Raw genomic sequence first — 26,160 nt, forward strand, 5'->3', positions numbered from 1 at the left:
CATTACTAAGGCTTGAAAACTTCTTCGTGGGTATGCAGTCCACATTCCTTTTTCGAGTTGTCTTCCCACCACCAGCGGCCGGCACGGAAATCTTCGCCGGGTTGGATAGCGCGGGTACACGGCTGGCAACCGATGCTGACAAACCCCTTGTCGTGCAGCGGATTGTACGGCACGTTATGATCTTTCACGTAGGCCTTTACGTCGTCGAACGTCCAGTTCATCAACGGGTGAAACTTTACTAATTGATGCGCTTCGTCCCACTCGAGCCGGGTCATGTCGTTCCGGTTAGCCGACTGCTCGGCCCGGATGCCGGTGATCCATACTTTTTGCCCCGCCAGAGCTCTGTTTAGCGGTTCGACTTTACGGATAAAACAGCATTCTTTCCGGTTGTCGACGCTCTCATACATGCTGTATGGCCCTTTGGCGGTCATTAGTTGTTCAACGGCCTCCTGCTTCGGGTACATTGTTTCGATGGGCAGGCCGTAGCGGCTCAGGGTCTTGTTCCAGACAGAGTAACTCTCGCCAAACATACGGCCCGTGTCGAGCGTAAACAGACGAACAGCTAACTCGTTTGTGGCAATCAGATCGGTGATGACCTGATCTTCGTAGCCAAGACTGGTGGAGAAAACTACCTGACCGGGAAACAACTCCGTCAGCTTACGAATGGCGTCGATCTCGTTGAGGCCGTCTAATTGGGCTGTCAGCGATTCGAAGGTGTGTGTAGTAGGTTGTTCGGTACTCATGGTTGAACTGTCATTAGGTGGTCATTTTATAGTCATTAAGTAGTCATTACGCTGCGCTGTCTATTATTATTCCTAATGACCATCAATGACAGCGCAGCGTAATGACCACTTAATGACTATTTCAACTCTACTGCCTTACCCGTTCTGGCTGACTCTCGGGCGGCGTCTAATATTTCGACAACAACTAGGTTGTTTTCAAGCGATGTCAGCGCATCGGGTTTTGTTTCACCGTGTAACAGGCGAGCCAGGTACGTGAACGGGTCTCTGGCCGGTGCTTCGGTTTGGGGTACTTCTATGGCCCGTTCCGTTTTATCTGCTTTCAGACGAATCCGCATGCGTGTACCATCAATGGTATTCACGTACCCGGTTTGCCCATATACCTCCATATCCTTGCGGCTAAACGGCCAATTCCACGAGGCCTGAATGATGGCTTCGGCTTTTGGGTAGGTCAGTAAAATGGTAGCATCATCATCCACATTCGGATACAGGTCGGGCTTGATCTGTTTGGTAACAGCCATAACGGCCGTTGGTCGCTGTCCCTGCATCAGCCAAGTCGAGAGGTTGGCTCCGTAGCAGCCAAAATCGAACAGGGCACCAGCTCCGTTTGCCACAGGGTCGGTGAGCCATTCCAGAAATTCAGGGTTACAGCCAATCTCTTTAGGCCCCTCGTGCCCGTCGTGCACCACAATTTTGCGGATATCGCCAATGGCTTTGTCGGTATTGGCTACGGCATAGGCATGGTGGTTACTGCCATACCAGGTTGTTTCGTAGTTCGTCAGCAACTGGGTGTTGTGCTTTCTAGCCAGTGCAGCCATGTCAACAGCGTCTGAATAGCGCGTGGCCAGTGGTTTTTCAACCATCACATGAATGCCAAGCGGTGCACAGGCTTTCACTGTGTTGACATGATCGGCAATGGCACCAAAGTCGAGCACAGCCTCCGGTTTGCCTTTGCTCAACATTGTCTCGAGCGTTGGATATACCAGCGCCATATCGATACCGTACTGTTTTGTGAGGCGACTCGCTAAATCGCGGTTGGCTTCGGCAATGCCTACCAAAACCAGATCGCCCTGTTTCAATCGCCCCAAAATCTGATGTACATGCGCATGGGTCAGGCCCGCAATACCAACTCGAAGTGGTTTATGGACTTTTTGCGCAGTAGCGAGCTGCACCAGTAGTACAAAAAATATGGAGAGACGTAACTTCATAATAGGATTGGTTCTACACGTTTTCCTTTACTACTTCTGCACTCACCGTTACGGCTTGTTCGAAATCAGCGATCAGGTCGTCAATATGTTCCAGGCCGACGGAGATACGGATGAGGCCCGGTGTGATGCCTAAGGCTACTTTCTCGTCAGGCTTTAGTTTCGCGTGGGTCGTTGTGTTTGGGTTGGTCACAATGGTGCGCGAATCGCCCAGGTTTGATGAAAGTGTGGGGATTTGCAGCGCTTCCATAAACGCCTGTACCCGCTCAAAACCGCCTTCCAGTTCAATCGTCACAATGGCGCCACCGGCGCTCATCTGCGACTTGGCCAGATCGTGCTGCGGGTGCGATGGCAGGAATGGATACTTCACTACGGCTACGTCGGGGTGGTTTTCCAGTGATTCGGCCAGTGCCAACGCATTCGAGCAATGCCGCTCCATCCGCAGGTCAAGCGTTTCGAGACTTTTCGACAATGTCCATGCGTTAAACGGAGACAGCGATGGACCCGTGTGGCGGGCAAAAAACCGGATGGGCGCAATCAAATCAGCACGACCAACAACAATACCACCCAGCACACGACCCTGGCCATCCATGAATTTGGTGGCTGAGTGAACCGACAGATCGGCACCAAAGTCGATGGGTGTTTGCAGAATGGGCGTGGCAAAGCAGTTATCCACGTTCAGGATAAAACCGTATTTGTCTTTCAACCGCCCAAGCATGGCCAGATCAACCAGTTCGAGGCCTGGATTCGAGGGTGTTTCGAGATAGACCATCCTTGTGTTTGGCTGCATAGCGGCCTCCCATTCGGCTTCAGTAGCCGTTGCATCGACGTACGTATGCGTGATACCCCACTTGCTCAGAATCTGGGTGATGATCTGGTGTGCCGAGCCAAATAACGCCCGACAAGCCACCAGGTGATCACCTGATTTTAGTAGTCCAGCCATCGAGGCAAAAACCGCGGCCATACCCGTTGCCGTGGCAATGCCTTCTTCGGCCCCTTCCAGCATACAGACTTTATCGACGAACTCCGTTACGTTGGGGTTCGAGAAGCGGCTGTAGATGTTACCTTCAATCGTTTCCTCGAAAAGTTCTTTACCCTGTTCGGCGCTTTCAAAGGTGAAACTCGACGTTAGAAACAGTGGGGTCGAATGTTCCCGGTACTGCGTCTTTTTCGTCTGGGTACGTATGGCTTTGGTCTGTTTTTTCATGGTACAGAGGCAAGATATGAGAGGCAAGAAACGAAATTTGAGAAGCAAGAAATGGAAGTTAAGATGTGAGAGACAGTGGGTTAGGCTATAGAAGCTTCACCATATAGAAATCTCGTTTCTTGTCTCTCATATCTCCCGTCTTGTCTCTGATCTCTTGATTCTTACGTCTCTTTTTAAAAGAACATAATTATTTTCCGCAAACTTACGAGGATGACAACGATGCCTACTAATACCATCATGGTTTTAACGGGCAATCGCTGGGCTAAATGAGCGGCGATGGGAGCCGCAATACTGCCACCTAAAATCAGACCCAGAATCACGAGCCCGTAATTGCCCAGACCCACATAGAGGGCAAACACAACGGATGAAGCGAAGGAAATAAAGAATTCGGCCAGATTGACCGAGCCAATTGTGTATCGTGGATGCCGACCACTGGCTATAAGCGTTGAGTTGACTATAGGCCCCCAGCCACCACCACCAATCGAATCCAGAAAGCCACCCGTCCAGGCAAGCAGGCCGATGTTTTTGATTGGCTTCTTGACAATGCGTTTAACGAGTGCTTTCCGGATGATAAGGATGCCTAGAAAAGCGGTGTAGACCGAAATGATGGGTTGTAGTGCTTTGGCATAGCTTTCAAACGATGATAACTCGGATATTAACCAGGCTCCCAGTGCGGCACCAATTACGCCCGGAATCAGTACGGCTTTAAACAACTTGCTGTTGATGTTGCCAAACTTAAGGTGCATGTAGCCCGACACACCCGACGTGAAAATTTCGGAACTGTGTACGCTCGCTGTCGCGTGAAGCGGGCTGATACCTACGCTCATCAGAAAAGTGGTAGCCGTTACGCCGTAGGCCATGCCTAACGCCCCGTCGATCATCTGAGCCACAAACCCGGCCATCAGAAAGAAGAAAAATTCGGGTTCAATGCTGACCGAGGTGGCCAGTAGCGTAATTCGATCGAGCGTGAAATAGCTAAACAACAAATGCCCGACAATCATCAGCGAAAAGGCTGCCGTTACGTAAATCGCAATCTCTGTTCGGGTACGGCGCCGCCAAATGGGGCGTGGGGGCTCGGTACTTACTTTCGCGGCCGGAAACGCCGTTTTTATCGCTAGCGCCTGCTGTTCAGCCTGCGCCCCCTGAACCAAAACCGTGAGTCCATTTAAATCTAAAGGAGGGGTGGGTACGTTGGCTATGGGCTCAGAAACGGGGTCGGCCTGGTTGTCGATTTGCATAATGTATTAACTATATCGACTTAATAGATTAGTGTTGTTATGAAAAACGCCACAGCTATTGTGGCGTTTTTTAGCAGGTTGATGTGATGCAAAGGTAAAAGAAATATTCAGTCAGCATAGTTCACTAAGCTGGTGTATTTCGCGTCGAATCCTGAAAAACAGGTAGAAATAATCAGAAAAATTCAATCTCTCGGCTTTGGCGTAGGGGCATTAGTTCAACGGAGCCCCTCAGCGACGAGGATACCCAGGTACGTTCCGATTGCGTTGCCGAGCGAGCCAACCAGCACGGCGGGGAGCTGCAGATCGGGGCGGTTGAGGCTTCGGGCCAAGGCCAGCGCTGATGTTGCCCCACCTATGTTGGCTTGTGAGGCAATACTGAGCACGGCCCAATCGATTTTAAAGAGCGCACCAATTCCATACACAATGAGGGCATGAATGAGCACGATGCCGCAAATCATGCCGAATAGCACAACGGCCAGTTGCCCATCGCGAAGCAGTGCCGACAGGTCGCAGTAGGCACCAATCACGGCCAGAAACAGATAAATGCCCAGTAGTCCTAATAACCGGCTTCCGCGCAGTTGATTAATGGTTCTAAACTGTGCAAGAGTGAGCGCAAGCGTTGTGAGTACCAGCACAAACGGAATTGCAGGCCAGATTGATGCTACTTCTTTAGACAGAAAAATGCCGCCGGTGCCCATGGCCAGCAACAGCGACAGATGCAAGGGTGAAACCGTTTCCTGATCGTTCGTTAGCAAGGTATTGGCGGTTTCGACTGGTAGCGTCGACTCACGGCGTGGCCAAAAGCGTTGCAACGCCTGCGGAATGGCCAGACTGGCTGCCATCCAGATCGCCGTCATGATATTGTCAGCGGCGGTGGCGGCCACAAACAAATTGCCCGCTTTAGATACGCCATAGTGCAATGCCAGCGCGTGAAAATTAATGCTGCCGCCGATATACGTACCTGTAAACATTCCCGCCAGCGCGTAATAAAGGTTGCCAACCGTTTGTGGGCCACTGAAAAGCCACATGCTGCTGAGCACACCAGCTATGGTGCCGACAGAACCTACCAGAAACATGGTCAACATAGGTAGTCCAGCCCGACGCAAGTCATTCAGGTTCACTTGCAGAAGTAGCAAAAACAAAGAAAATGGGGCCACATAGGTGAAAATACCATCGTACAAAGGGATATCTGAGGTAGGAATAAGCCCCAGATTAGCCTCAATGGCAGTCAGGATAATAACCAGCAAAGCGGTGCCCAGCGACTGAAAATAGGGCTTTGTCGTCAGCCATTCGCAAATGAAGACGTTGAGAAACAGGACAGACAGAATGAACAAGGGTGGGAGTGGTGCGGTTAGTAGCAGCCTGATTGCAACATAGTTACTTCCGTTCATTCTGGCAAGCAAGCTACCTGGGAAATTGATCGGGTAGGCAGTCGGCCAACACGTTTAGGTACGTGTCTACGTATTGTTCCAGATGCTTCGATCGGTATTGAAGAATATAACGCGGGTGATCAACCGTCAGAATTCGATCAAAAAAGCCATGCTGATCGTTGAGTTTTTTCAGGAAAGTCTCATTTTTACGACCCAGGCAGATGGCAGTACGCCGATCGCAGCCAAACGTTTGTTGCTGCTGTAAACTGTCGATCATCACAGGCCATAATGCTTGTGTTGTGGCTTTGTCGTCGTAGAAATTGTAGTTTTTCCCGTCTTTTACCAGCGCCAGCGGATAAAGCGATGAGAGAAAGAAACGGCCATAAAACGCGTCTACACTGCCAAATGCATCAATAACCTTGTATATGAACCGGCTGGATAGTTCGGGTGTAGGAGGCAAGTTGTTTGGGATGCCGCAGTACCGGGCTAAATTCTGTGGCGTGGTAAACGAAAGCCCCGTTACACCCGCCCCAAACCGGCCGGGGTTGATGCCCAGAATAAATACGCGCGGCTGCTGGTCGGTATAGAATTTAGTGTAAAACTGAGTGATAATGTCCTGCACTACCGGATCGGCGTACGGATTCATGGCCGACACGCCCATCGGCAAACCGGCTGGTTCGTGCTGATTCAGATAAAACTGGATAGCTCGTTCTGAGAATGTCATTCTGCTTTGTGAAATAAACCTATAAGCTCTTTTTTTAGACCTTACAGGTTTAAATGTTACCGTTCAATCCGGTACTTGATCAGAGTCAGGTCCTGACCCATGCCGCCGGTATCGTCATATTGGCTAATGATGGCCGCGCCGAGCGATTCGGGAATTTTGCGGCTGGAAATATTACGTGAATCAACGGGGTAGATCAGGTATTCGTAGGGGATATATTCATCGGCCCATCGTTTCAGCGTGTGAATTGCCTCCCGTCCGTACCCGTGCATATGCGCCGACTGTTTTACCCAGATACCAAACTCGGGCCGCTTGTCGGCGAGTTTGTGAAGCCCAACGCACCCTAGAAAATCACCTGTCTGGCGATCGGTAATTACCATATTCAAACTGCTGCCTTCCTGGTTACACGCTTTTGCCGCTTCAACGAAAGCCTCGGTTTCGGTTCGTTCAGAGGCAGGGCGTGGGTGCATATAAGTGGCTACCTCGGGCGTGAATTCGCGGAAAATAAGGTCGGTATAGTTTTCGGAAACGGGTAACATCCGAAGACGTTCCGATTCGAGGATTAGGGTGGTGAGGTCGGGAAACATGATCGAGAGCAGACAAGCGAGTGTTTTTTACGAATATACATAATGGCTCGATGCTGCCTGACAACGTGCCTACAGTAAGAGGGAGGCCACGCAGAACGCATCGACAACCCACAGGCCTACGGGGATTTCGTCTCGTTTGCCCACTGCCAGCTTGATGACCGTCCAGCTCAGAAAACCCCAGATAATACCCTGCGTGATGGAATAACTGAACGGGATAAGCACCAGCGCCAGAAAGCACGGAATGGCTTCATCGAGTTCGGTCCAGCGAATGCGGGTAACAGGTTGAATCATGAACGTGCCCACGAGAACCAGTGCGGGGGCGGTGGCCAGCGCCGGAATAACCGAGAGTAGGGGAGACAGAAACAGAAAGGGAAGAAACAGGCAGCCTGCGACTATCGCTACCAGACCGGTCCGCCCACCCTGCGCAATACCTACCGCCGATTCGATGTAGGCCGTTCCGGGACTGGTTCCCAATACCCCGGCCAGCGTTGTAGCCACGGCGTCGGTCAGCAACGATCGGTTCAGGTTACGGGGTTCGCCTTCTTCGTCGTGTAGTCCAGATGCCTCAGATACACCTACGAAGGTTGAAATACTGTCGAACAGATCGGTGAAGGCAAAAGCGAAAATGACCGGCCCCAGCGCCCACTGCAATGAACCCATTAGATCCAGTTTGCCAATCAGGCTGAAGTCTGGGGCGGCAAACAGGCCCTGCCAACTCACCAGCGTAGGTTTCCCGAAATTTATGGCCGACGCATCGCCCCACCACCGGCCAATGGGCCAGGCGAGTGCGGTGGTGACGGCTATGCCCAGAATGATAGCGCCGGGTACGTTACGCGCCACCAAGGCTGCCGTAAGCAACAGACCAACCATAAACGTGATGACCACTGGATCGCGGAAACTGGCCATCTGCACCAGTGTGGCTGGACTAGCGATGATAAAATGGGCGTTTTCGAAGCCAATAAGGGTGATGAACAGACCAATTCCTGCCGAAATAGCGTAGCGGAGTGGCTTGGGTATGGCCCGAACCAGCGCCGTTCGGACGTTGAAAATGGTGAGCAGCAAAAACAGCACCCCCGCCCAGAAAACGGCACCCAGCGCCACTTCGGGTTGAATACCCATGCCTTTCACGGCCGAAAAGGTAAAGAAAGCGTTGAGACCCATGCCTGGCGCTACCACAATGGGGTTTCGGGCATAAAGACCCATCATGAGGCTACAAAAAAACGATAGTAGCACCGTTGCCGTCACAACACCCGAAAAGGGTAGTCCGCTCTGGCTTAAAATAGCTGGATTGACCACGATGATGTACATCGTGGCAATAAACGTTGAGATGCCGGCCAGAATTTCAGTTTTGGCCGAAGTGCGTATGGAATCCAAAGTGCAGGGTCTAAAGTTTACGGATCAGCATTAGGCACCATTTACAGTATGTCCAGAGCGCCTTTCATGGCCTCTAACTGCCGTTTTTTCTGGAGAATTGTGGGAGAAGCAACGCGCTCGCGGCAGTCGAAAATACCGCACCGTTCGCAGGCTTCGTTCACCACTCGGTGGGGAATACTGCTGTCGGGATTGTTGAGAAAGCGCATCTTGCTACGAAGCGTATCATTCACCACGAAACACATCGACACACTCATATTCTGATCAGAACTGGCATCTGTTTTGTCGGACCGGTGGGGGTGTGCTACCGATACAACCAGAAACGTTTGGCCGGTATCGGCGTAGGTAGAAAGCTGTGCCCGGCATAATGAGCCGCTAAAATCTTTGTGATGTTGCAGAAATCCCAGTTCCTGCAAACTGGTTAGCGCAACCCAGCGTCGGCAAAAATGCTCATCCACCATTCCGCGAGGCCCCTGCTGCCGGGAGAGGTGCATTTCTTTTGTCAGCGCAAACGTCGTTTGGCCGGGAGTATGGTTGAAGCGGTAGAAAAAGAGTTGATCAATGCCAAAGTCGCGGGGCAATACGTTACTGAGGCGATAAAAGAATCGTTCGGGAGTGGCTCCAACCTCATCAATAATGGCCAGCAGGGCTTCATTACTCCAGGTGTCGCGGGCAAATAGTTCATTAAGCCGGGCTACCATCGAATCGCGGCGAATAAGAACTGCCCCGGCGAAATACGACGCTTTGTAGTTATTCAGGATCTGCTCGAACGACTCGGCTTCGACGTAGGCATAGGTATAGGGGCGGACTTTCAGGTTCAGGTAATGAAAGCCCACTTCCCGGGCCAGTACGTAAGAACGCTGCGGTTCAGACAAAGTACTATTGAGGTATAATGTCCTAGATTCGGGGCGGTAGACGGATCGGAGGGGGGCTAATTCAGGCTGGTGAACCGGATCAAAGTTAGTGATTCTGACGGTGTAGCGTGTTTTAAGCAGGTTCGTCAGCAGCCCTGAATCGGCGGCAGTTCCGGGAGAGGCAAATTCGGCCAGAAATCGCGTGGCGTCGGCTTCAATGTCTTCGAAATGGTTATCGTTGATCTCCTGATAGGAGCGTAACATGGTCAGATACAGTCGTTCTACGCTCATGTTGTAACTCACCGCAATATCCATGAACGTACGAATCATGGCGCTGACTTTATCGGGTGCTCCAGCCAGCAGATCGAGCAGGTCGGAGGGATCGATACCAAACAGTTCGAGCGGTATTTCGGTCAGGAACTTGGAGCGGAGGAGGTCAGCGATGGGAGCAAGTTTCTTGTTGACCTTCAGCGAAACCAGCGTGTCATAATCAACGTCGAGTGCCCGGGCAAGGCCCGAAATTTTATCGGCTTTGGGGTATTTACGTCCCTTTTCGATTTCTGAGATGTAGGAAATGGCCATCCCCGACCGCAGGGCCAGTTCACTCACGGAGATACCCCGCTCCTGACGAAGTTGACGGAGTTTGAGCCCAAACAGCAGGCGGATATGATCGGAAGAGAGCGACACAGGCAGGTAGTTAATTCGCTATAAAGATAACATTCTCGATTGGAAGCCCGGTAAATTGGCCGTTTAGACGTAATAACGAAACAATCAATCACATTTACGGCTCTTTATGGAGTGTCGGCGTTGCCGAGTCAACGTATTATTTACAGATTCTTTAAATCTATGGAACAAGTAGTAAAACGCCCGAAGAGTGGTGAATTGAAAAGTGAAGTACAGGATTTTCCGGCCATTCAGGCCAAGATGACCCCTGAACCGCAGAGTGATTTATCCGGCTACAACGCAGCTGGTAAACTGGCGGGCAAAGTAGCCATCATTACCGGTGGTGATAGCGGTATTGGCCGGGCTGTAGCCGTAGCCTACGCCAAAGAAGGCGCCAACGTAGCCATTATATATCTGGCAGAGGAACAGGAAGATGCCGACGAAACCAAACGCCTGGCCGAACAGTTTGGCACCAAATGCCTGCTAATTCCAACCGATGTGCGAAGCAAAGCGAACTGCCAGAAAGCAGTTGATCAGACGGTAAGTGAGTTCGGTAAACTGAATATTCTGGTCAATAACGCCGCTTACCAGCATATTGTGGAAAACGTGATCGATATTACTGAAGAGCAGTTACGCCGCACGTTCGATACCAATATTCTCGGATACTTTTTCATGGTACAGGCAGCTCTTCCGCACCTGCACGAGCATGACGTGATTATCAACACAGGGAGCATCGTGGGCAAAATGGGTCAGCCCAAACTGGTCGATTATGCGTCGACAAAAGGAGCTATCCATGCTTTCACAATGTCACTGGCCACCCAACTGGGCGAGCAGAAAATTCGGGTGAATGCCGTGTTACCTGGACCTATCTACACACCGTTCCTGCCCGGCGCAGGTATGGGACCTGAAGGGGTAGAGGAAGCCGCCAGCAAAACGATTTTGCAACGCCCCGGTCAGCCCGACGAGTTAGCGCCCGCCTACGTGCTGCTGGCATCGGCCGATGGCTCATACATCACAGGTAGCCTGCTGGATGTGAACGGTGGGAATGCCTAAATCACACAATCCGTAGCTTGTGTTCAAATCCGGTTGGTGCCTCATGCACCGCCGGATTTTTTATTAGTCACCACCTCCACAGCCTCCCCCGCAGCCACTGCTACACCCACCGGCCGAGCAGCCCGAGTCTCCACCGCCTCCGTCGCTATCACCACCGTGGTGACCATCGCCGGTGTCCGTCACGCCCCCGCAGCCCCCTCCGTCACCACCCGAATTGTTGTCGCGACGTTTGTCATTAGAGCTTGCTGACAGGTTAGTCACCGTAATGATTACTACCGTCAGTCCGGCAAGTAGCATCAGTAATAAACTGTTATTTGATTGGAGAAAAAGCCCGGCAACGAGCAACATTGCGGCACCCGCCGCGATCATTTTCGGAGCCACCCAAGTCGGCTTACGCATGACCCAGTTTGTGCGCCGATTTACCCGCTCAAAGTCAATATCGGTGAAGCGCTGCTCATTTTCGGGCCAGATATCGGCCGGGGGAGTAGCCCCAAAATAGTGCTCATACAGGTCATGGGTATGACTGTACATACCGTCGAACTTTTCTCCTTCGCTCACGCCACCCTGTGTTGGGTTATGGTGAATGTCGTGCCCGAGTGTATGGCGGCAGAGGTCGATCCAATACGATTTGGTGTAGGTCAGGTGCAGGTGCCACGCCTGGTCAACCGCGTCGGATGGGGTTACGCCGGTTGGGGTAACACAGCAGAGGAAGAGAAATTTACGATATTCTTCCAGCACGCGTTGGGTATAGACGCGGTTCCACCCGTTTTCTCGGGCAAGCCTTGCCGCAAAGGTGAGGCGGGTATCAGGACCATCTATCGAGAAGGTGCTGAGTTTAGTCCAGAGGGCCGCTTCGTCTCCGGACATTCGATCGATTATCGCTTTCATATTGGTAAGAAATATCGCGGTAATCGTTGATCTGTGCAAGCCTTGTCTGTTAAGGATTTGTTACCAAATTGTTGACTAGGCAAGGCAGACTTTTACTCAGCGGTTTTTAAATAGGTCATTTTATAAATTTGATTATTTCCGGTTATATTTCCTCTCATGAAACCTACTATTCAAGACTTGCACGAATCAGGCCGATACCGCCTTGTCGAATCGTTCAAAATTGAAGAGATGATGCAGTTCCTGGTCCGCGAACTGGGCATGTCGCCCGGGAAGAAGGCAACAGACAAGCCGGTCACAACACCTCAACGTCTTAAAAAGGCGGCTGGCTTCGCGCTGTTCATGCTGGTATCGGTCGGCTTCGGCTGGCTTATCGGTACAGGGATTGCCAGGTGGTTACCCAAAGAGGCGCTGATTAGTAGCGGCATTCAGTTTCTTGCAGGATTAGTCGCTTTCTTCCCATTAATCACTGTACACGAGTTTATTCACGGTATTTTTTTTAAACGGGTAGGTGCTCCCCGCGTTGGCTATGGCTGGTCGTGGAAAGGCATGATGGCGTATGCCTATGCGCAAAACTATGTGATGACTCTGCGCGAGGTGGCTTATGTAGCAGTAATGCCCTTCGTGTTCATCAGCATAGCCTTGGTGATTGCCTGGGCAGTTATGCCTCAATTTGCCGTTGCCTGGGCTACACTGCTTTTTCTGCACACCACTGGCTGTATCGGCGATTTCGTGCTCATCAATTTCTGGCGCAAAAATCAGCACCGTCATATGTTTACTTATGACGATATAGACGTTGAAAACCGAACATACTATTTTGAGCGGGTTGAGGGCTAAAAGAACCAAAAACTGTCCCGGAAACTGAATTCAACAGAGCCCAGGTACGTATCCTTTGTATAGACGGAAGCGCGATAAAGTCCCGGCTTCAAATCTGCAACCGAATCCAGATGGAAAACGATGCGCTGTGAATTACTGCCAAATTGAACAGATTGAACGGCATTCACTTCTACCACTTCGTTCACAGTAGGCAGCATAACAGTGAGACTGCGGAGTGGGGGCAAAGCCGCTTTCTTTTCACCGTTGGTAATAGCTAGATACACCTCCTGCTGACCAGACAGCCCCGTATTGGCAGGTACGTTCAGTGAAACGGTGAGTGCATTTATCTTTTTGGCTTTTGCTGTTTCCTTCTTATTCGACTTGACAGCTTCGACCCGGAACAAATCACTTCGCAGGTCAGACCGGGGTACCATTGTTAGTAATGTGGTATTCAGTTGAGCAATATCATCGGCCAACTGCAGACTACGGTTGCGATATACGGTGCCGGAGTCAGTCAGCCAGCCAATTTTTTCGCGCATCGCATTCATCTGATTGGTCAGACTATCGCGGCCCACCGTCAAGGTTTCCAGGTTCTGATTCAGCGCTTGAATCGTCTGCCTCCGGTTGCTGCCGGTACGAGTCAATTGAGTAACGATCCGGTTCCGTTGCGCCAACTGATTTTCTACGGAACTGAGCCGGCTGTCGATGGCTGTTTTCGCTTCAATGGCCGATTGCAATTCCTGTTCCAGTTTACGCACGTCGCCCTCCAGGTGAAATTTCACAGAAACAAGCGAGTCGGCGGCGCGCTTGCTCAGATCCGACTGCCGGATCAGAGTTTTGTTCTGATTCCAGACGTAATAGCCGCCCCCTAGTAATAAGATTGTCAGCCCGCCCAACAGCCAGGTTACCCATCCCGTTTTTTGAGTGTAGTCTTCCATGTAGGTACGTTGTTTAATGAGTTGTTAATACATCAGTAAACATCCTATTCAAGCGTTATACAGCGCTTAAATAAAACTTAGAATTTACTTAGAAACAGGCTTTTAACTAATCTGATCAGTCTGTTGTGCGTTAGAATAGGTAGTTACCATACCACCTATGTCTGTTAAGATATCCCGTTACGCGCAGGTACTGGCCTGGATCGATCGATACCTGATTCGCCGATTATACACAGACCGCGTTCGTGAGTTAATTCTCCAGAGTATACCATTTTGGATTGCTTCTATACTGACCGGTTTGGCGGCGGTAGGCTACGAGAAGCTCTTTGTGTGGGCCGAACAGACCAGCTTCGAATGGCTAACTGCCCGACCCTGGTTAGCCTTTATACTGACACCGATCGCCTTTCTGGTGTCGTGGGCATTGGTTCATAAATTGGCCCCGGCAGCGCGGGGAAGTGGTATTCCGCAGGTAATGGCAGGTATTGAATTGTCCAATCCTGCGCAACACGGGCATACAGGGTATCTGCTCAGTTTGCGAGTGGCCATTGTGAAAGTGGTCAGTAGTGCGGTGCTGCTGATTGGCGGTGGCGTGATTGGTCGCGAAGGGCCGACGATTCAGATTTCGGCGGCTATCTTTCGGGCTATCAATCGATTACAACCCGCCGGCTGGCCACAGCTTTCCCGGCAAATCGCACTCATTACAGGTGGGGCAGCCGGGCTAGCTGCGGCGTTCAACACCCCTCTGGGCGGTATCGTCTTTGTGGTGGAAGAACTGACCCAAACGCACATCACCCAGTTCCGGACGGCGGTGTTCACGGCCGTAATCATCGCCGGTATGACCGCTCAGGCTATTCTGGGTCCTTACCTCTACCTGGGCTTTCCTAAAGTAACCAGTTCTACCGGTCTGTTTCTGGGGGTGGTGGTACTGGTAGCCCTCTTCTGCGGACTGGCGGGCGCGCTCTTTGCCAAAGCGCTGCTAAAACTGAATGCGATCAGGAAACGGTTTAAGCAACCGATGCAACAGGTTGGCTGGGTGATCGGTTGCGGGTTATTAATGGCCAGTTTGGCATTTTGGGTAGGCACCGATGCTATCGGTACCGGTAAGCCCATCATTAACCGGTTGCTTTTTCAGACGGGTGACCAAACGGCCTGGTACATGTTTCCGGTGCGTTTTGCGGGCATGGCGCTTAGCTACAGTAGTGGCGGGGCCGGGGGCATCTTTGCCACTTCACTCAGCGCCGGAGCTATTTTGGGCGACGAACTAGCTCAGCTAACCCGCATCGATCCCGTTGATCATAACCTGATTATTTTGGTCAGTATGGTTAGCTTTTTGACTGGTGTGGTGCGGTCGCCCTTCACGGCGGCCATTCTGGTGCTCGAAATGACAGACCGCCACTCGGCTATTTTTCAACTGCTGTTGGGTGGCCTCATGGCCCAGGGCGCAGCGTCGCTGGTCGACCCTGTTTCCTTCTATGAACACCTGAAAGAAGGATTCGTTGACGAAGCGGTTGTGAGGGGTGAGGGGTGAGGGGTGAAGGACGAGGGGTGAGGGGTGATTTGGTGAGGAGTGAAGGGTGAAGGTTACCTTCGTAAGGTCATTACCCAAACGAAAGTAACTTTCACTCTTCACCCCTCACCAAATCACCCCCACCTCTATGAGGCCGGATACAGCCTTCTGATTAGCTTTTCCATGGTAAGGCCCTGCACAAGTACCGAGAACAGGACTACAGCATAGGTGATGGTAACGAGCAGTCCTTTCTCGGAGAAACTGTTTGGAATGGAAAGGGCTAAGGCAATAGATATTCCGCCCCGAAGGCCGCCCCAGGTAAGCATAACAGGGGCTTTACTGTCGAGGTCGAGCCAGCGGTGGGCCAACCGGAACGGAACCCAGATGGAGATAAACCGGGACAGCAATACCAGACCAATCACCAGCAGACAGATCAGCACGTAACTCCATTTAAGCTCGATGATCAGCAGTTCCAGTCCAATCAGCACAAAAAGAACCACGTTGAGAATGCTGTCTACAATCTCCCAGAATTTATCGACGTATTCCTCCGTCTGATGGCTCATCGCGCCCTGCCGGGCCTTTCCACCTACCAGCAAACCGGCAACGACCATCGCAAGCGGACCGGAAATATGCAGTTGTTGAGCCAGCAAATAACCGCCCATTACCCCGGCCAGCGTGATAATCACTTCCGTTTGATAATGATCGATGGAGCGAAGCAACCGCAACATAACGTACCCAAGCGCAATGCCGAATAAGATACCTCCCCCGGCTTCTTCTGCAAATAGCAATCCGATGTTGGCAGCGTTGAAATGTTCTGTTCCGTCGACCACAACTCGAAAAATAGAGGCGAAAACGACTACGCCCACGCCGTCGTTGAATAATGATTCACCCACAATATTGAGCTTTACACTTTCGGGCAACTTGAATTTAGACAGAATACCCAGCACGGCAATAGGGTCGGTAGGTGAGATGAGCGAACCGAAAAGCAGGCAAAGCGGATAAGAAATGCCGTAACCGAGCCAAAGGGCCAGATAATACAGACCTGTGCCGATCAGAAATGTGCTGAAGAGAACCCCAACGCAGGCAAACAACATAACCGACCGGCGTTCGAGGCGTAGCTGAGCCGCATCGGTATGAAAAGCCCCGGCAAAGAGTAAAAAGCTAAGCATGACATCGAACAAGACACGCCCAAAATCAATTTGCTCTACCGTTTCCCGAACAGTGCTTAGCCAACTGGGTTGCAGGGCGTTGAGCAAAATGAGCCCCACAGAAAACAGCAACGATAGCAGCATGACCCCGATAGCATCGGGTAAGTGAAGAAGCCGGATGTTGAGGTAAGCGAATAGGGCCGAAACAACAATCAGTACTGTGATGAGGGTAAATAAGTCCATATACCTTGTAGAAATTTACGAGATTAAACTATTTTCGGCTACGACAGCCTGCCGGTGCCTGGCCAACAACTGGTAATATACCTTGACCTATGCTTGTTAAAGACCCAAACCTTCGCCGCCCCAAACATACAGATGTGTTAACCCGTTTCAGCGTGTTTCTGCGCGAACGTTTTAGCCTCGATGAGGATAAAGACGACGAAGCTGGTGTGATCGAAAGCATTAGCCGGGGCATTGAGTTTAAGGGTATTAATCTGTGGACCCTGATTTTTGCCATCTTCATTGCCTCTATCGGCCTCAACGTGAATTCAACGGCGGTAATCATCGGGGCCATGCTTATTTCGCCGCTCATGGGGCCCATCATGGGTATAGGGTTAGGCATTGGCATCAATGATCTGGAGATGATTATGCGAGCCCTGAAAAACCTCGGCATCGCGGTCTTTATTAGTCTGCTGACGTCTACGCTGTACTTTGTGCTCAGTCCGCTGCACATTGCTCAATCTGAGTTGCTGGCCCGTACATCGCCCACGGTTTGGGATGCGTTCATTGCCTTTTTCGGCGGCTTGGCCGGTATTGTAGCGGGCTCCCGTCGCGAGAAGGTGACTAACGTGGTGCCGGGCGTCGCCATTGCCACTGCCCTGATGCCCCCTCTTTGCACGGCCGGCTATGGCCTCTCCACCGGGAATGTATACTATTTTGCCGGCGCCTTCTACCTGTTTCTGATCAACAGCGTGTGCATTAGCCTGGCAACGTACCTGATTGTTCGTTTTCTGGGCTATCACCAAAAGCAGTACCCAACGATCGAGGTAGAAAGGCGGGTTCGGCAAACAATCTGGGTATCTGTACTGATTGTGCTGGTGCCTAGTACGTACCTGGCTTATCAGATTGTGCGAAAAACCCTGTTCGAACAGGCGGCCAAACGGTTCGTTGCCAACGAATGTAACTTCGAATACCGGCAGGTCATTAGCTACAATGCCGACTATAATCGTACACAACCCCGCTTGCAACTTACCATGGTGGGCGAGTCGATGCCGAAAGATTCGATCAACCATTTGCGTTCGAAGATGCTGCCATACGGGTTAAATAATACCCTACTTGTAGTAAAGCAGGGTAATTTTAAAGACGCCGAAATAGACGTAGATGCCCTGAAAAATACGATCACCGATCAGGTAATCAAGTATAGCCAATCATCGATTGCGCGGAAAGAATACACCATCGATTCGTTACGGCGGTATATTGAACTCACGCAAAATGCAAATTTACCCGTAGCTGATCTGCGCAATGAACTGAAGACCCTGATGCCCGACGTGCAGACGTTTACCGCCGCCCGTTCGCTAGTGATGAGTGGTAATAGTGCCAGGCCAGACACGGTTCTGCTGGTTTACGCCAAATTCTCGCGCCGACATACTCTGGCCGAACGCAACCGGATTCAACGTTGGTTGCAAAGCCGCACCAAAAGCAAACGCATCAAGCTGATTGTGGAGTAAGTGTAGTTGGGGTAAGTGGTCTCGCCGGGCTTTACCCGGTATGACCATTTACCCCAACTACACTTCAGTTAGCACTTCGCTCATCTGTTGCAGCAGCATCTCTACGTCGCGCTGCCGGGCGAGCCGGTAGCGGGCAAACGACTGGCCCGACCCTACTTTAAGGGTATAGGCCCAGTTGGGCAATTGCTGAAACATATCTTCATCGGTGGCATCATCACCAATGCTAACAATAAAATCATATGATTTCTGCTCGGCAATGCTGATGGCTACGGTGCCTTTGCTGTGTTTGGCGGGTTTCACTTCCACTACTTTATTCCCCTGAATAACGGTAAGCGGCACCGACGACGACAGCCCCCGCAGGCCAGAAGCCAGTTCAACGGCTCTACCTTCAATGTCGTCGGCCTCAGCCATGCGGTAATGCCAGGCAATAGCTGTTTCTTTCTCTTCCACAAACGAACCGGCAAAGCGGTTAACGTACCTGGCCATTTCGGCCCGTACCGGTTCTACCCAATCGTCGGAGGAGAGGTCGAGGCGCTCCCATGACTGACTTGGTTTTTTCAGGAAAGCACCGTGTTCGGCTACCAGATACACGGGAATACCCGCCATGGTTTTCTCTAAAAACGCGCGGTTACGTCCACTGATCACGACCAGATCGCTATTTTCGGCCAGGCTGGCCAAGGCTCGTTTTAAACTCTCGGAAGGCCGGGCATCGGCCGGGTTATTGACCAGCGGGGCCAGCGTGCCGTCGAAATCGAGCAGTAGCATACGTTGACGCGCTTCCTGAAAAGCAGTCATAAAGGAAGAGACAGGCAAGCTTGTTTCCATGTCAGATTCTGTGGATGTGACTTCGTCAAAGGCTTTCAGGAATGAGTTGCTCCAGCGAAAAACGTTATGATTTTGTAAGTGATTGCGCATATGGATCATCCGCCGTTCCTGTTCGGGTTGAGGCATGGTCAATCCCTGCTCAATGGTGTCGGCTACTTCCTGTGTATCCGTTGGGTTGATGATCAACGCCTCTTGGAGCTCCTGAGCAGCACCGGCCAGTTCACTCAGAATAAGTACACCTCTCTGGTCATTCCGACTGGCCACAAACTCTTTGCAAACCAGATTCATGCCGTCTCTGACAGGGGTGATCAGGGCAATGTCGCAGGCAGTATACAGGGCTACCAGCTCGTTAAAACTCAGCGAACCGTATGAGTACACAATGGGCCGCCAGCCAATGGTGCCGTGCAACCCGTTGATTCGACCCACGTTTTCTTCGATCTCGCGTTTTAGCTCCTGATACTGCGGAATTTGGTCGCGTGAAGGCACCACGGTGATGACAAACGTAACGCGGGTGTGCCAGTCGGGCTGTTGCTGTAAAAAACGTTCATACCCCTGCAACCGGTAAACGATGCCTTTTGTGTAGTCGAGACGATCGACCGAAAAAATGAGCTTGTTGTGTCGGAGTAGCGATAAATAGCGCTCCCGAAGAGCAACAACCTCTTGTTCCTGGCCGCTGCTACTGAACTTGGTGAAATCGACGCTAATAGGGAAATGTTTAACCAATACCGAGCGGTCTTCGAGTACGATCCGTTGACCAATGAGGGGTAGCGACAGTACTTCCGAAACGCTTTGCAAAAAATGCTGCACATAATCGGCCGTATGAAAACCAACCAGATCGGCCCCCAGTACCCCTTCGATCAGTTGCTGACGCCAGGTACGTGGCAGGAGTTTAATGATTTCGTAGTTCGGAAATGGAATGTGGAAGAAATAACCAATAGCCGCTTTTGGCTGGGCTTTGCGCACCATATCGGGTAGCAACATGAGCTGAAAATCGTGAATCCACACCAGATCTCCCGGTTGAATCAGCGTTGTCAGTTCTTCTAAAAAGCGGGTATTAGCTTGCTGGTAATGCGTAAAATCCTGCTCATTGAACGAGGCATATGATGGAAAATAGTGAAACAAAGGCCACAACAAGTCGTTGCTAAAGCCTTCGTAGAACCCTTTGTGAACCGATTCATCCATGAAAACCGGATGCGCCACAAACGTTTCGTTCTCAAACACAGACAAATTCATTTGTTGAAGGCTGGGGTCGGCATGACCCACCCAGTGAATCTTACTCGCTGCCTCGTCGCCTCGCTGACCCATTCGTTCGGCCATAGACAGTACCGCTGATACCAGTCCCCCTGAGTTCTGCTTCAGTACCGGTCCCTCATCAGTTGTCTGAATGGTGAAGGGTAACCGGTACGAAACGATCAGTAATCGGTTGAATGAATGCTTAGACGTGTTCATAAAGTTGGTGTATTACTGATACGTGCAGTGTGTGTCAACAAAGTAAGTACTCTGGACTTAGAGCGGGCTTAAGCAAATCTTAGAATCTCCTTAGAGCGGGCCTGTACGATAAGTTACCGGGCTTTTTGGGCTAATAACCGGGTCCTCTAATGATATTCTAAGGTTGTTATAAGCAAATTCTTACAGGCGTGTGGCTTGTTGCACATCTCAACGTTCAGGTCCGATTGACCTGCATGGCTTGTGTCGCCAACGAAGCCCACAATGCATAAACCGGAAAAAGAAAGCTATGTCATTACAAAATGAGGCAACAACGCAGGATAACCTATTTTGGTACAAGGATGCCATTATCTACGAACTCCATATTAAAGCGTTCCGCGACGGTAATGGCGACGGAATCGGCGATTTCGAGGGGTTGCTCGAAAAGCTGGACTACCTGCAGGAACTAGGCGTAACGGCTATCTGGCTGCTTCCTTTTTACCCGTCGCCACTGCGCGACGATGGCTACGATATTGCCGACTACTACAATATCAACACGTCATACGGTACGGTAGAGCAGTTCAAAACCCTCCTCAGCGAAGCCCATCAGCGCAACCTTAAAGTCATCACCGAGCTGGTCATCAACCACACGTCTGACCAGCACCCGTGGTTTCAGCGGGCCAGAAAAGCCCCCAAAGGATCGCCCGAGCGGGACTATTACGTCTGGACCGATGACCCGACTCAATACGGCGATGTGCGCATTATCTTTCAGGATTTTGAACGTTCGAACTGGACCTGGGACCACGAAGCACAACAGTATTACTGGCACCGTTTTTTCCATCACCAACCCGACCTGAACTACGATAATCCGCTGGTGCAGGAAGAAGTATTTCGGATGATCGATTACTGGTGTGAATTGGGTGTAGATGGATTCCGCCTTGATGCAGTGCCTTATCTGTTTGAGCGGGAGGGAACCAACGGCGAAAACTTACCTGAAACGCATGCTTTCCTGAAAACCCTCCGAAGCCACATTGATGCCCATTTCCCCGGCGTTGTGTTTCTGGCCGAAGCCAATATGTGGCCCGAAGATTCGGCGTCATACTTTGGCGATGGCGACGAATGCCATATGAATTACCACTTCCCTGTCATGCCTCGCATGTTCATGGCCCTGCAAATGGAAGACCGGTATCCGATCACCGATATTTTCGATCAAACCCCCGCTATTCCTGATAATTGCCAATGGGCTATTTTTCTGCGTAACCACGATGAGTTAACGCTCGAAATGGTGACCGACGAAGAACGGGATTACATGTACAAAACCTACGCTAAAGACCCAAAAGCAAAGATTAATTTGGGAATCAGGCACCGGTTGGCTCCGCTGATGGAAAACAACCGGAAAAAAATCGAGATTCTCAACAGCCTGCTGTTCTCGCTGGCAGGTACCCCAGTCATCTACTACGGCGATGAGATAGGCATGGGCGACAACGTGTATCTGGGTGACCGCGATGGGGTACGTACCCCCATGCAATGGTCGCCCGACCGCAACGCTGGTTTCTCGTCGGCCAACCCGCAGAAGCTATACCTGCCCACGATTCTGGACCCGGAATACCATTTTGAGTCGGTCAACGTGGAAACGCAGCGCCGGAACACATCGTCGTTGTTCTGGTTCATGAAACGGATGATCGGCCTGCGGCGGAAGCATAAGGCGTTTGGGCGAGGCGATATGCGTTTTCTGACCGTTGAGAACCCTAAAGTGCTGGCCTTTACCCGGAGTTACGAAGACGAGACACTGCTGATTGTCATTAATCTGTCGAAATATGCCCAGCCCGCCGAGATTGAGTTGCCAGGTTATGCCGGGTACGTACCTGTCGAGCTGTTCAGCAAGAATGCCTTTCCGGTTATAACTGAACGGGAAAATTACTTCTTTACCCTGGCCTCTTATGATTATCAGTGGTTTGTACTTCAAAAGACAGCGGCGGGCGTGGTCGATACGCGTCAATTACCCACTGTTGAACTCGATGATTGGACCAACCTGATCGATAGTCGAAACCGTACCGTGCTGGAAACGGTAGTACTGCCCAATTATCTCCTCACAACCGATTGGCTGGGCGAACAGAAAGACGCTATGCGGGAGGTGACGATCAGTCACCATACTACCCTGCCACTGGCCGATTCGGTGGCGTATGTACTCCTGATCGAAGTGGCTTATGAACGGGGAGTATCCTCAATTTTTCAACTCGTGCTGGCGCAGACAAGTGGCGAACAGGTGTCTAAAATGAGTGTAACCTGTCCGCAGGCAATACTGGCCAACCTCAACATCGGCGGGGAAACTACCGCACTTTGCGATGGTCTGTATCTGGCCCCGGTTCAACAGGCGCTGATCGATCAGATGAGTAAGCCGGCGGAAGAAAGCGAAGGCCAAAAAACCAGGTACGTTGCTAAAGATAAACTGCTGTTTGAGCAGCAGCCTGCCCTGGTCGATTACAAAGCCGAGCATAAGGAAAATAAAGCAAAACTGTTGGAAGTAAGCGCTAACTACCTATCCATCAGTTATGATAGTCGTTTTTTGCTTAAAATGTATCGCAAGGTTGATCTGGCCATAAATCCCGATGCCGAATTGAGTCAGTTTCTGATTCAGAAAGCTAATTTTCAGAATGTAGCTCCTCAGGTTGGCGCTGTGAGTATGCGTATGAATGGCGAATCTGTGTTACTCGGCGTATTGGAAGAACAGGTGGGGCTGTATGGCAATGGAAAGCAATATGTACTGGAACGGGTCAACAATTACATCGAAAGGATACTGGCGCGCGACAAAACCCAGCTCGATCTGGCCATGAACGTACCCGATAGCACACTCAGTCAACCCATTTCATTCGATGATATGCCGACTGAAACGCAGGTACTACTGGGTCGTCGGGCTGCCGAACAGGCCCATTTGCTAGGCGTACGGATTGGTGAAATGCACCTGGCGTTATCGTCGGTGACGGATCAGGCGGAATTTGAGCCGGAGGCGTTCTCGCTGCATTATCAACGTTCACTGTTTTCCGGTATGCAGTCGCTGGTGCGTGAGACCTACAAGCAACTCAACCAAAGCCACAACGAATTACCGGCCGATGTGCAACCGATGGCCAACGCTTTGATGAATCGTCGGGAAACTGTTCTTAAAACGTTCCGGCGCATTTATGACCATAAACTCGACACCATGAAGATCAGGATTCACGGTGATTTGCAACTGGAAAAGATTCTGCTGACGGGGCGTGATCTGGCCATCCGTGATTTTGGCGGCGATCCGATCCGGACCTACAGCGAGCGCCGCCTGAAACGATCACCCTTGCGCGATATCGCCGACATGGTACGCTCGCTTTATTACGTTGTCGATGAGGCCTTTGCTACGAGTGACCAAATTGCCGACGAACAAGCCGGGCAACTGCTTCCTTATTCGCAATTCTGGGCAAAGCAGGTGAGTTCTATTTTCCTGAAAGCTTATTTCGACACCGTTCAGGAGAGTTCGATCATTCCCCGCGATACGGCCGATTTGCAAATTATGCTGGAAACGTACCTGCTGGAAAAGGCCATGAAAGACCTGAATGATGGCCTTAAGGACCAATCTGGTTCGGTGCGGGCGGCGTTGCAATTAATTGAGTCTGTATTGCCTGTTAACCTGCCATGAACACCTCGTTGAAAAAGCTTGCATTGGTTCCTTTTTTTCTGCTCTGTCTGACCCCCGCGTGGGGTCAGCGGGCGCTCGATAAAAAGCAATCCCCTGCCATATTGCCGGCTGGCCCTGATGAACAGTTCGGAGCTTTATTTGAGGCTGTTCAGATGAATACCGTCTTTCCTGACTCGAAAACGTTTGCCGACTGTACACCGAAATTTTCGGTGGCAACCATTCTGAGTAACTACGAAAAAGCCCGTACGCAGGAAGGATTTAATCTGAAAGCGTTTGTTCTCCAGCATTTTACCTTGCCCGTTCGGCCAGCGTCCGGCTATACGAGTAAAGCGGGGCAGTCGGCGCAGCAACATATTGCCGACCTCTGGCCCGTGCTTACCCGCCCCGCTTCGCCCAACTCGGGGAAGCTGGCGGGTACGCTGATTCCGTTGCCCAAATCGTATGTCGTTCCGGGCGGACGGTTTGGCGAAATCTATTACTGGGATAGCTATTTTACGATGCTGGGATTGAAAGCGTCGGGCAAAACGGTTCAGATTCAGAATATGGTCGACAATTTTGCCTACCTGATCCGAACCTTTGGCTTTATTCCCAACGGTAACCGAACCTATTTTCTGGGTCGGTCGCAGCCGCCGTTTTTCTCGTTTATGGTCAATCTGCTGTCTGAAGTGAAGGGGCGGCGGGTATTACTCAATTACCTGCCTCAATTGCAGCAGGAGTATAATTTCTGGATGGATGGGAAAGCAGAACTGACAGCGCAGCGCCCCGCTATTCGACGCGTAGTTCGACTTGATGATGGTGTGGTGCTGAACCGTTACTACGATGACAAGCAAACGCCCCGGCCCGAGTCGTATCGGGAAGATGTGAACCTGGCCAGAAATAGCAAAGATCAGGCATCCTTGTACCGGCACATCAGGGCTGGTGCCGAATCGGGCTGGGATTTTAGCAGCCGATGGTTTCGGGATTATAAAAGCCTGCAAACTATTCATACCATCGATTTTATTCCTGTTGATCTGAATGCGTTGCTGCTAAACCTGGAACAGACACTGGCCGCTGGCTATTCGCTAAAAGGCGACAAGATAAAAGCAGAAATGTACACGAAACTAGCTCTGCAACGCCGCGAAGCTATTCAGCGCTTTTGCTGGAATGCAAAAAGCCAGTTCTTCTTCGATTACGATTTTGTGGCCCGTAAAACGTCTATCGTTTATTCGCTGGCGGGCGTTTATCCGCTTTTCGTGAGTATGGCTTCACCACAACAGGCCGTAGCTGTGGCGCGCAAACTCGAGCGGTTTTTCCTAAAACCCGGGGGTTTGACCACTACGCTTGGCCGTACAGGCGAGCAGTGGGACGCACCCAATGGCTGGGCTCCATTGCAGTGGATAGCCATTCGGGGGTTGCGTAATTACAGGCAGGTTCCGTTGGCCAACAAGATTAAGCAAAACTGGGTTAATGAGAATTTGCGGGTCTACAAAGCCACGGGTAAACTGGTTGAGAAGTATGACGTCATTAACACCGATGCCGCTAAGGGAGGTGAGTACCCCAATCAGGATGGATTTGGCTGGACAAACGGAGTGCTGATGCGTTTACTCTCCGAGAAGTAAAGAGTAACCGGAGTGAGGATGTAATCCGGCATCGCATTAGTCACAGCATTTGTAGATAATGATAGACTCGGGCTGCAACACAATGCGTTCAGCGTCGGCTATGAAATTGGGCGCTGCTTCGGGACCATTCCAGCAGGGAGCCGCCGAATCAATAGATTTGTGCCAGTCCATGCCCATTGCGGGCAGGTGAACTTCTTGCTTCATCGCCGTAAAATTTAGCAAACAGAGCAAGTGCTGACTACCAACCCACCGGTGTAGAAAAAGCACATTTTCATTATCTGGTGGAATGAGCGCAACTAATTTCCGACTCATATCATGCAAGGCCGGTTCCTGACGGCGCAGTTCGTTTAGGGCCTTGTAATAGGCCTTCAACAACTGAGTTTGCGAATCGTATGCATGGAGATCATCTGACACATTACCCGTAAATAAGGTGGGAATGTGCGGGCTAACCAATAATGATCCAGCCAATAACTTGAGTGACTCAAGAGTAACTGCTGCTTCCTGGAAGTCGTCTTTTGTTTCAGATCGAAACGATTGAGTATGTGGTTGTATCATCTTGATCGGGTTTTAACGAACTGCCAGTTAATCAGGCCGCAAGAATAGCCCAAACTACAACCT

The 26,160-nt window shown here is 51.0% G+C and carries 20 protein-coding genes; 6 read left to right on the top strand and 14 right to left on the bottom strand.

Translation table 11 applies throughout. The features are described from left to right. Positions 1 to 5: 5 nt before the first annotated feature. From ACAW87_RS04680 to ACAW87_RS04720, 9 genes are all read right to left on the bottom strand, one after another. Positions 6 to 743 (bottom strand): phosphoadenylyl-sulfate reductase, encoded by a 738-nt coding sequence (locus ACAW87_RS04680; RefSeq protein ID WP_370721997.1) that lies wholly within the window; start codon positions 741 to 743, stop codon positions 6 to 8. A gap of 116 nt (positions 744 to 859) precedes the next feature. Continuing rightward, entirely contained in the window at positions 860 to 1,948 is a 1,089-nt protein-coding gene (locus ACAW87_RS04685; RefSeq protein ID WP_370721998.1) for a Gfo/Idh/MocA family protein, read from the bottom strand. A gap of 13 nt (positions 1,949 to 1,961) precedes the next feature. Further along, positions 1,962 to 3,152, bottom strand: a complete 1,191-nt coding sequence (locus tag ACAW87_RS04690) for a trans-sulfuration enzyme family protein (RefSeq protein WP_370721999.1) — start codon at positions 3,150 to 3,152, stop codon at positions 1,962 to 1,964. 173 nt (positions 3,153 to 3,325) lie between these two features. Beyond that, positions 3,326 to 4,390, bottom strand: coding sequence for a sulfite exporter TauE/SafE family protein (locus tag ACAW87_RS04695; protein ID WP_370722000.1), 1,065 nt, complete (start codon positions 4,388 to 4,390; stop codon positions 3,326 to 3,328). A 215-nt stretch (positions 4,391 to 4,605) separates the two neighbouring features. Then, entirely contained in the window at positions 4,606 to 5,781 is a 1,176-nt protein-coding gene (locus ACAW87_RS04700; RefSeq protein ID WP_370722001.1) for a DUF819 family protein, read from the bottom strand. A 13-nt stretch (positions 5,782 to 5,794) separates the two neighbouring features. Continuing rightward, entirely contained in the window at positions 5,795 to 6,484 is a 690-nt protein-coding gene (locus ACAW87_RS04705) for a uracil-DNA glycosylase family protein (protein WP_370722002.1), read from the bottom strand. A 56-nt stretch (positions 6,485 to 6,540) separates the two neighbouring features. Further along, complete coding sequence (locus ACAW87_RS04710; protein WP_370722003.1) at positions 6,541 to 7,068, bottom strand: GNAT family N-acetyltransferase; 528 nt, start codon at positions 7,066 to 7,068, stop codon at positions 6,541 to 6,543. Between the two features lie 69 nt (positions 7,069 to 7,137). Beyond that, positions 7,138 to 8,433, bottom strand: a complete 1,296-nt coding sequence (locus tag ACAW87_RS04715) for an NCS2 family permease (RefSeq protein ID WP_370722817.1) — start codon at positions 8,431 to 8,433, stop codon at positions 7,138 to 7,140. A gap of 50 nt (positions 8,434 to 8,483) precedes the next feature. After that, positions 8,484 to 9,980 carry a helix-turn-helix domain-containing protein gene (locus tag ACAW87_RS04720; RefSeq protein ID WP_370722004.1) on the bottom strand — a complete coding sequence of 499 codons (1,497 nt, stop codon included), beginning with the start codon at positions 9,978 to 9,980 and terminating at the stop codon, positions 8,484 to 8,486. 159 nt (positions 9,981 to 10,139) lie between these two features. On the opposite strand from ACAW87_RS04720, the gene ACAW87_RS04725 reads away from it, so the two are divergent. Continuing rightward, on the top strand, positions 10,140 to 11,009 hold the full coding sequence (locus ACAW87_RS04725) for an SDR family oxidoreductase (protein ID WP_370722005.1): 870 nt from the start codon (positions 10,140 to 10,142) through the stop codon (positions 11,007 to 11,009). 63 nt (positions 11,010 to 11,072) lie between these two features. On the opposite strand, the gene ACAW87_RS04730 is transcribed toward ACAW87_RS04725, so the two are convergent. Beyond that, positions 11,073 to 11,897, bottom strand: a complete 825-nt coding sequence (locus ACAW87_RS04730) for a glycine-rich domain-containing protein (RefSeq protein WP_370722006.1) — start codon at positions 11,895 to 11,897, stop codon at positions 11,073 to 11,075. Positions 11,898 to 12,053: 156 nt separating this feature from the next. On the opposite strand from ACAW87_RS04730, the gene ACAW87_RS04735 reads away from it, so the two are divergent. Continuing rightward, entirely contained in the window at positions 12,054 to 12,731 is a 678-nt protein-coding gene (locus tag ACAW87_RS04735) for a metalloprotease family protein (RefSeq protein ID WP_370722007.1), read from the top strand. On the opposite strand, the gene ACAW87_RS04740 is transcribed toward ACAW87_RS04735, so the two are convergent. Continuing rightward, a complete protein-coding gene (locus ACAW87_RS04740) occupies positions 12,728 to 13,648 on the bottom strand; it encodes a DUF8428 domain-containing protein (protein WP_370722008.1) in 921 nt (306 codons plus the stop codon). The two genes, ACAW87_RS04735 and ACAW87_RS04740, sit on opposite strands and share 4 nt — an antisense overlap. Positions 13,649 to 13,805: 157 nt before the next feature. Between ACAW87_RS04740 and ACAW87_RS04745 the strand changes: the two genes are divergently transcribed. Continuing rightward, complete coding sequence (locus ACAW87_RS04745) at positions 13,806 to 15,173, top strand: chloride channel protein (protein WP_370722009.1); 1,368 nt, start codon at positions 13,806 to 13,808, stop codon at positions 15,171 to 15,173. 125 nt (positions 15,174 to 15,298) lie between these two features. Here the strand turns inward: ACAW87_RS04745 and ACAW87_RS04750 are convergent, their stop codons facing one another. Continuing rightward, positions 15,299 to 16,543: a cation:proton antiporter gene (locus tag ACAW87_RS04750; protein ID WP_370722010.1), complete on the bottom strand. Its 1,245-nt coding sequence runs from the start codon at positions 16,541 to 16,543 to the stop codon at positions 15,299 to 15,301. A gap of 89 nt (positions 16,544 to 16,632) precedes the next feature. On the opposite strand from ACAW87_RS04750, the gene ACAW87_RS04755 reads away from it, so the two are divergent. Beyond that, positions 16,633 to 18,027, top strand: coding sequence for a TIGR00341 family protein (locus ACAW87_RS04755; protein ID WP_370722011.1), 1,395 nt, complete (start codon positions 16,633 to 16,635; stop codon positions 18,025 to 18,027). Positions 18,028 to 18,084: 57 nt separating this feature from the next. On the opposite strand, the gene ACAW87_RS04760 is transcribed toward ACAW87_RS04755, so the two are convergent. After that, the gene (locus tag ACAW87_RS04760) at positions 18,085 to 20,301 is read right to left on the bottom strand and encodes a bifunctional alpha,alpha-trehalose-phosphate synthase (UDP-forming)/trehalose-phosphatase (protein WP_370722012.1); all 2,217 of its coding nucleotides are present in this window, start codon (positions 20,299 to 20,301) and stop codon (positions 18,085 to 18,087) included. 286 nt (positions 20,302 to 20,587) lie between these two features. On the opposite strand from ACAW87_RS04760, the gene treS reads away from it, so the two are divergent. Together treS and treF are read left to right on the top strand one after the other, a co-directional pair. Next, the gene (gene treS / locus ACAW87_RS04765) at positions 20,588 to 23,944 is read left to right on the top strand and encodes a maltose alpha-D-glucosyltransferase (RefSeq protein WP_370722013.1); all 3,357 of its coding nucleotides are present in this window, start codon (positions 20,588 to 20,590) and stop codon (positions 23,942 to 23,944) included. Continuing rightward, on the top strand, positions 23,941 to 25,542 hold the full coding sequence (gene treF, locus ACAW87_RS04770) for an alpha,alpha-trehalase TreF (protein ID WP_370722014.1): 1,602 nt from the start codon (positions 23,941 to 23,943) through the stop codon (positions 25,540 to 25,542). The genes treS and treF overlap by 4 nt, the downstream gene beginning before the upstream one ends. Before the next feature lie 36 nt (positions 25,543 to 25,578). Here treF and ACAW87_RS04775 read toward each other — a convergent pair whose 3' ends face one another. Next, positions 25,579 to 26,097, bottom strand: a complete 519-nt coding sequence (locus ACAW87_RS04775) for a DUF3459 domain-containing protein (RefSeq protein WP_370722015.1) — start codon at positions 26,095 to 26,097, stop codon at positions 25,579 to 25,581. Positions 26,098 to 26,160 lie beyond the last annotated feature (63 nt).

Source organism: Fibrella aquatica (genome assembly GCF_041321135.1).
GTDB classification, from domain to species: Bacteria; Bacteroidota; Bacteroidia; order Cytophagales; family Spirosomataceae; genus Fibrella; species Fibrella aquatica.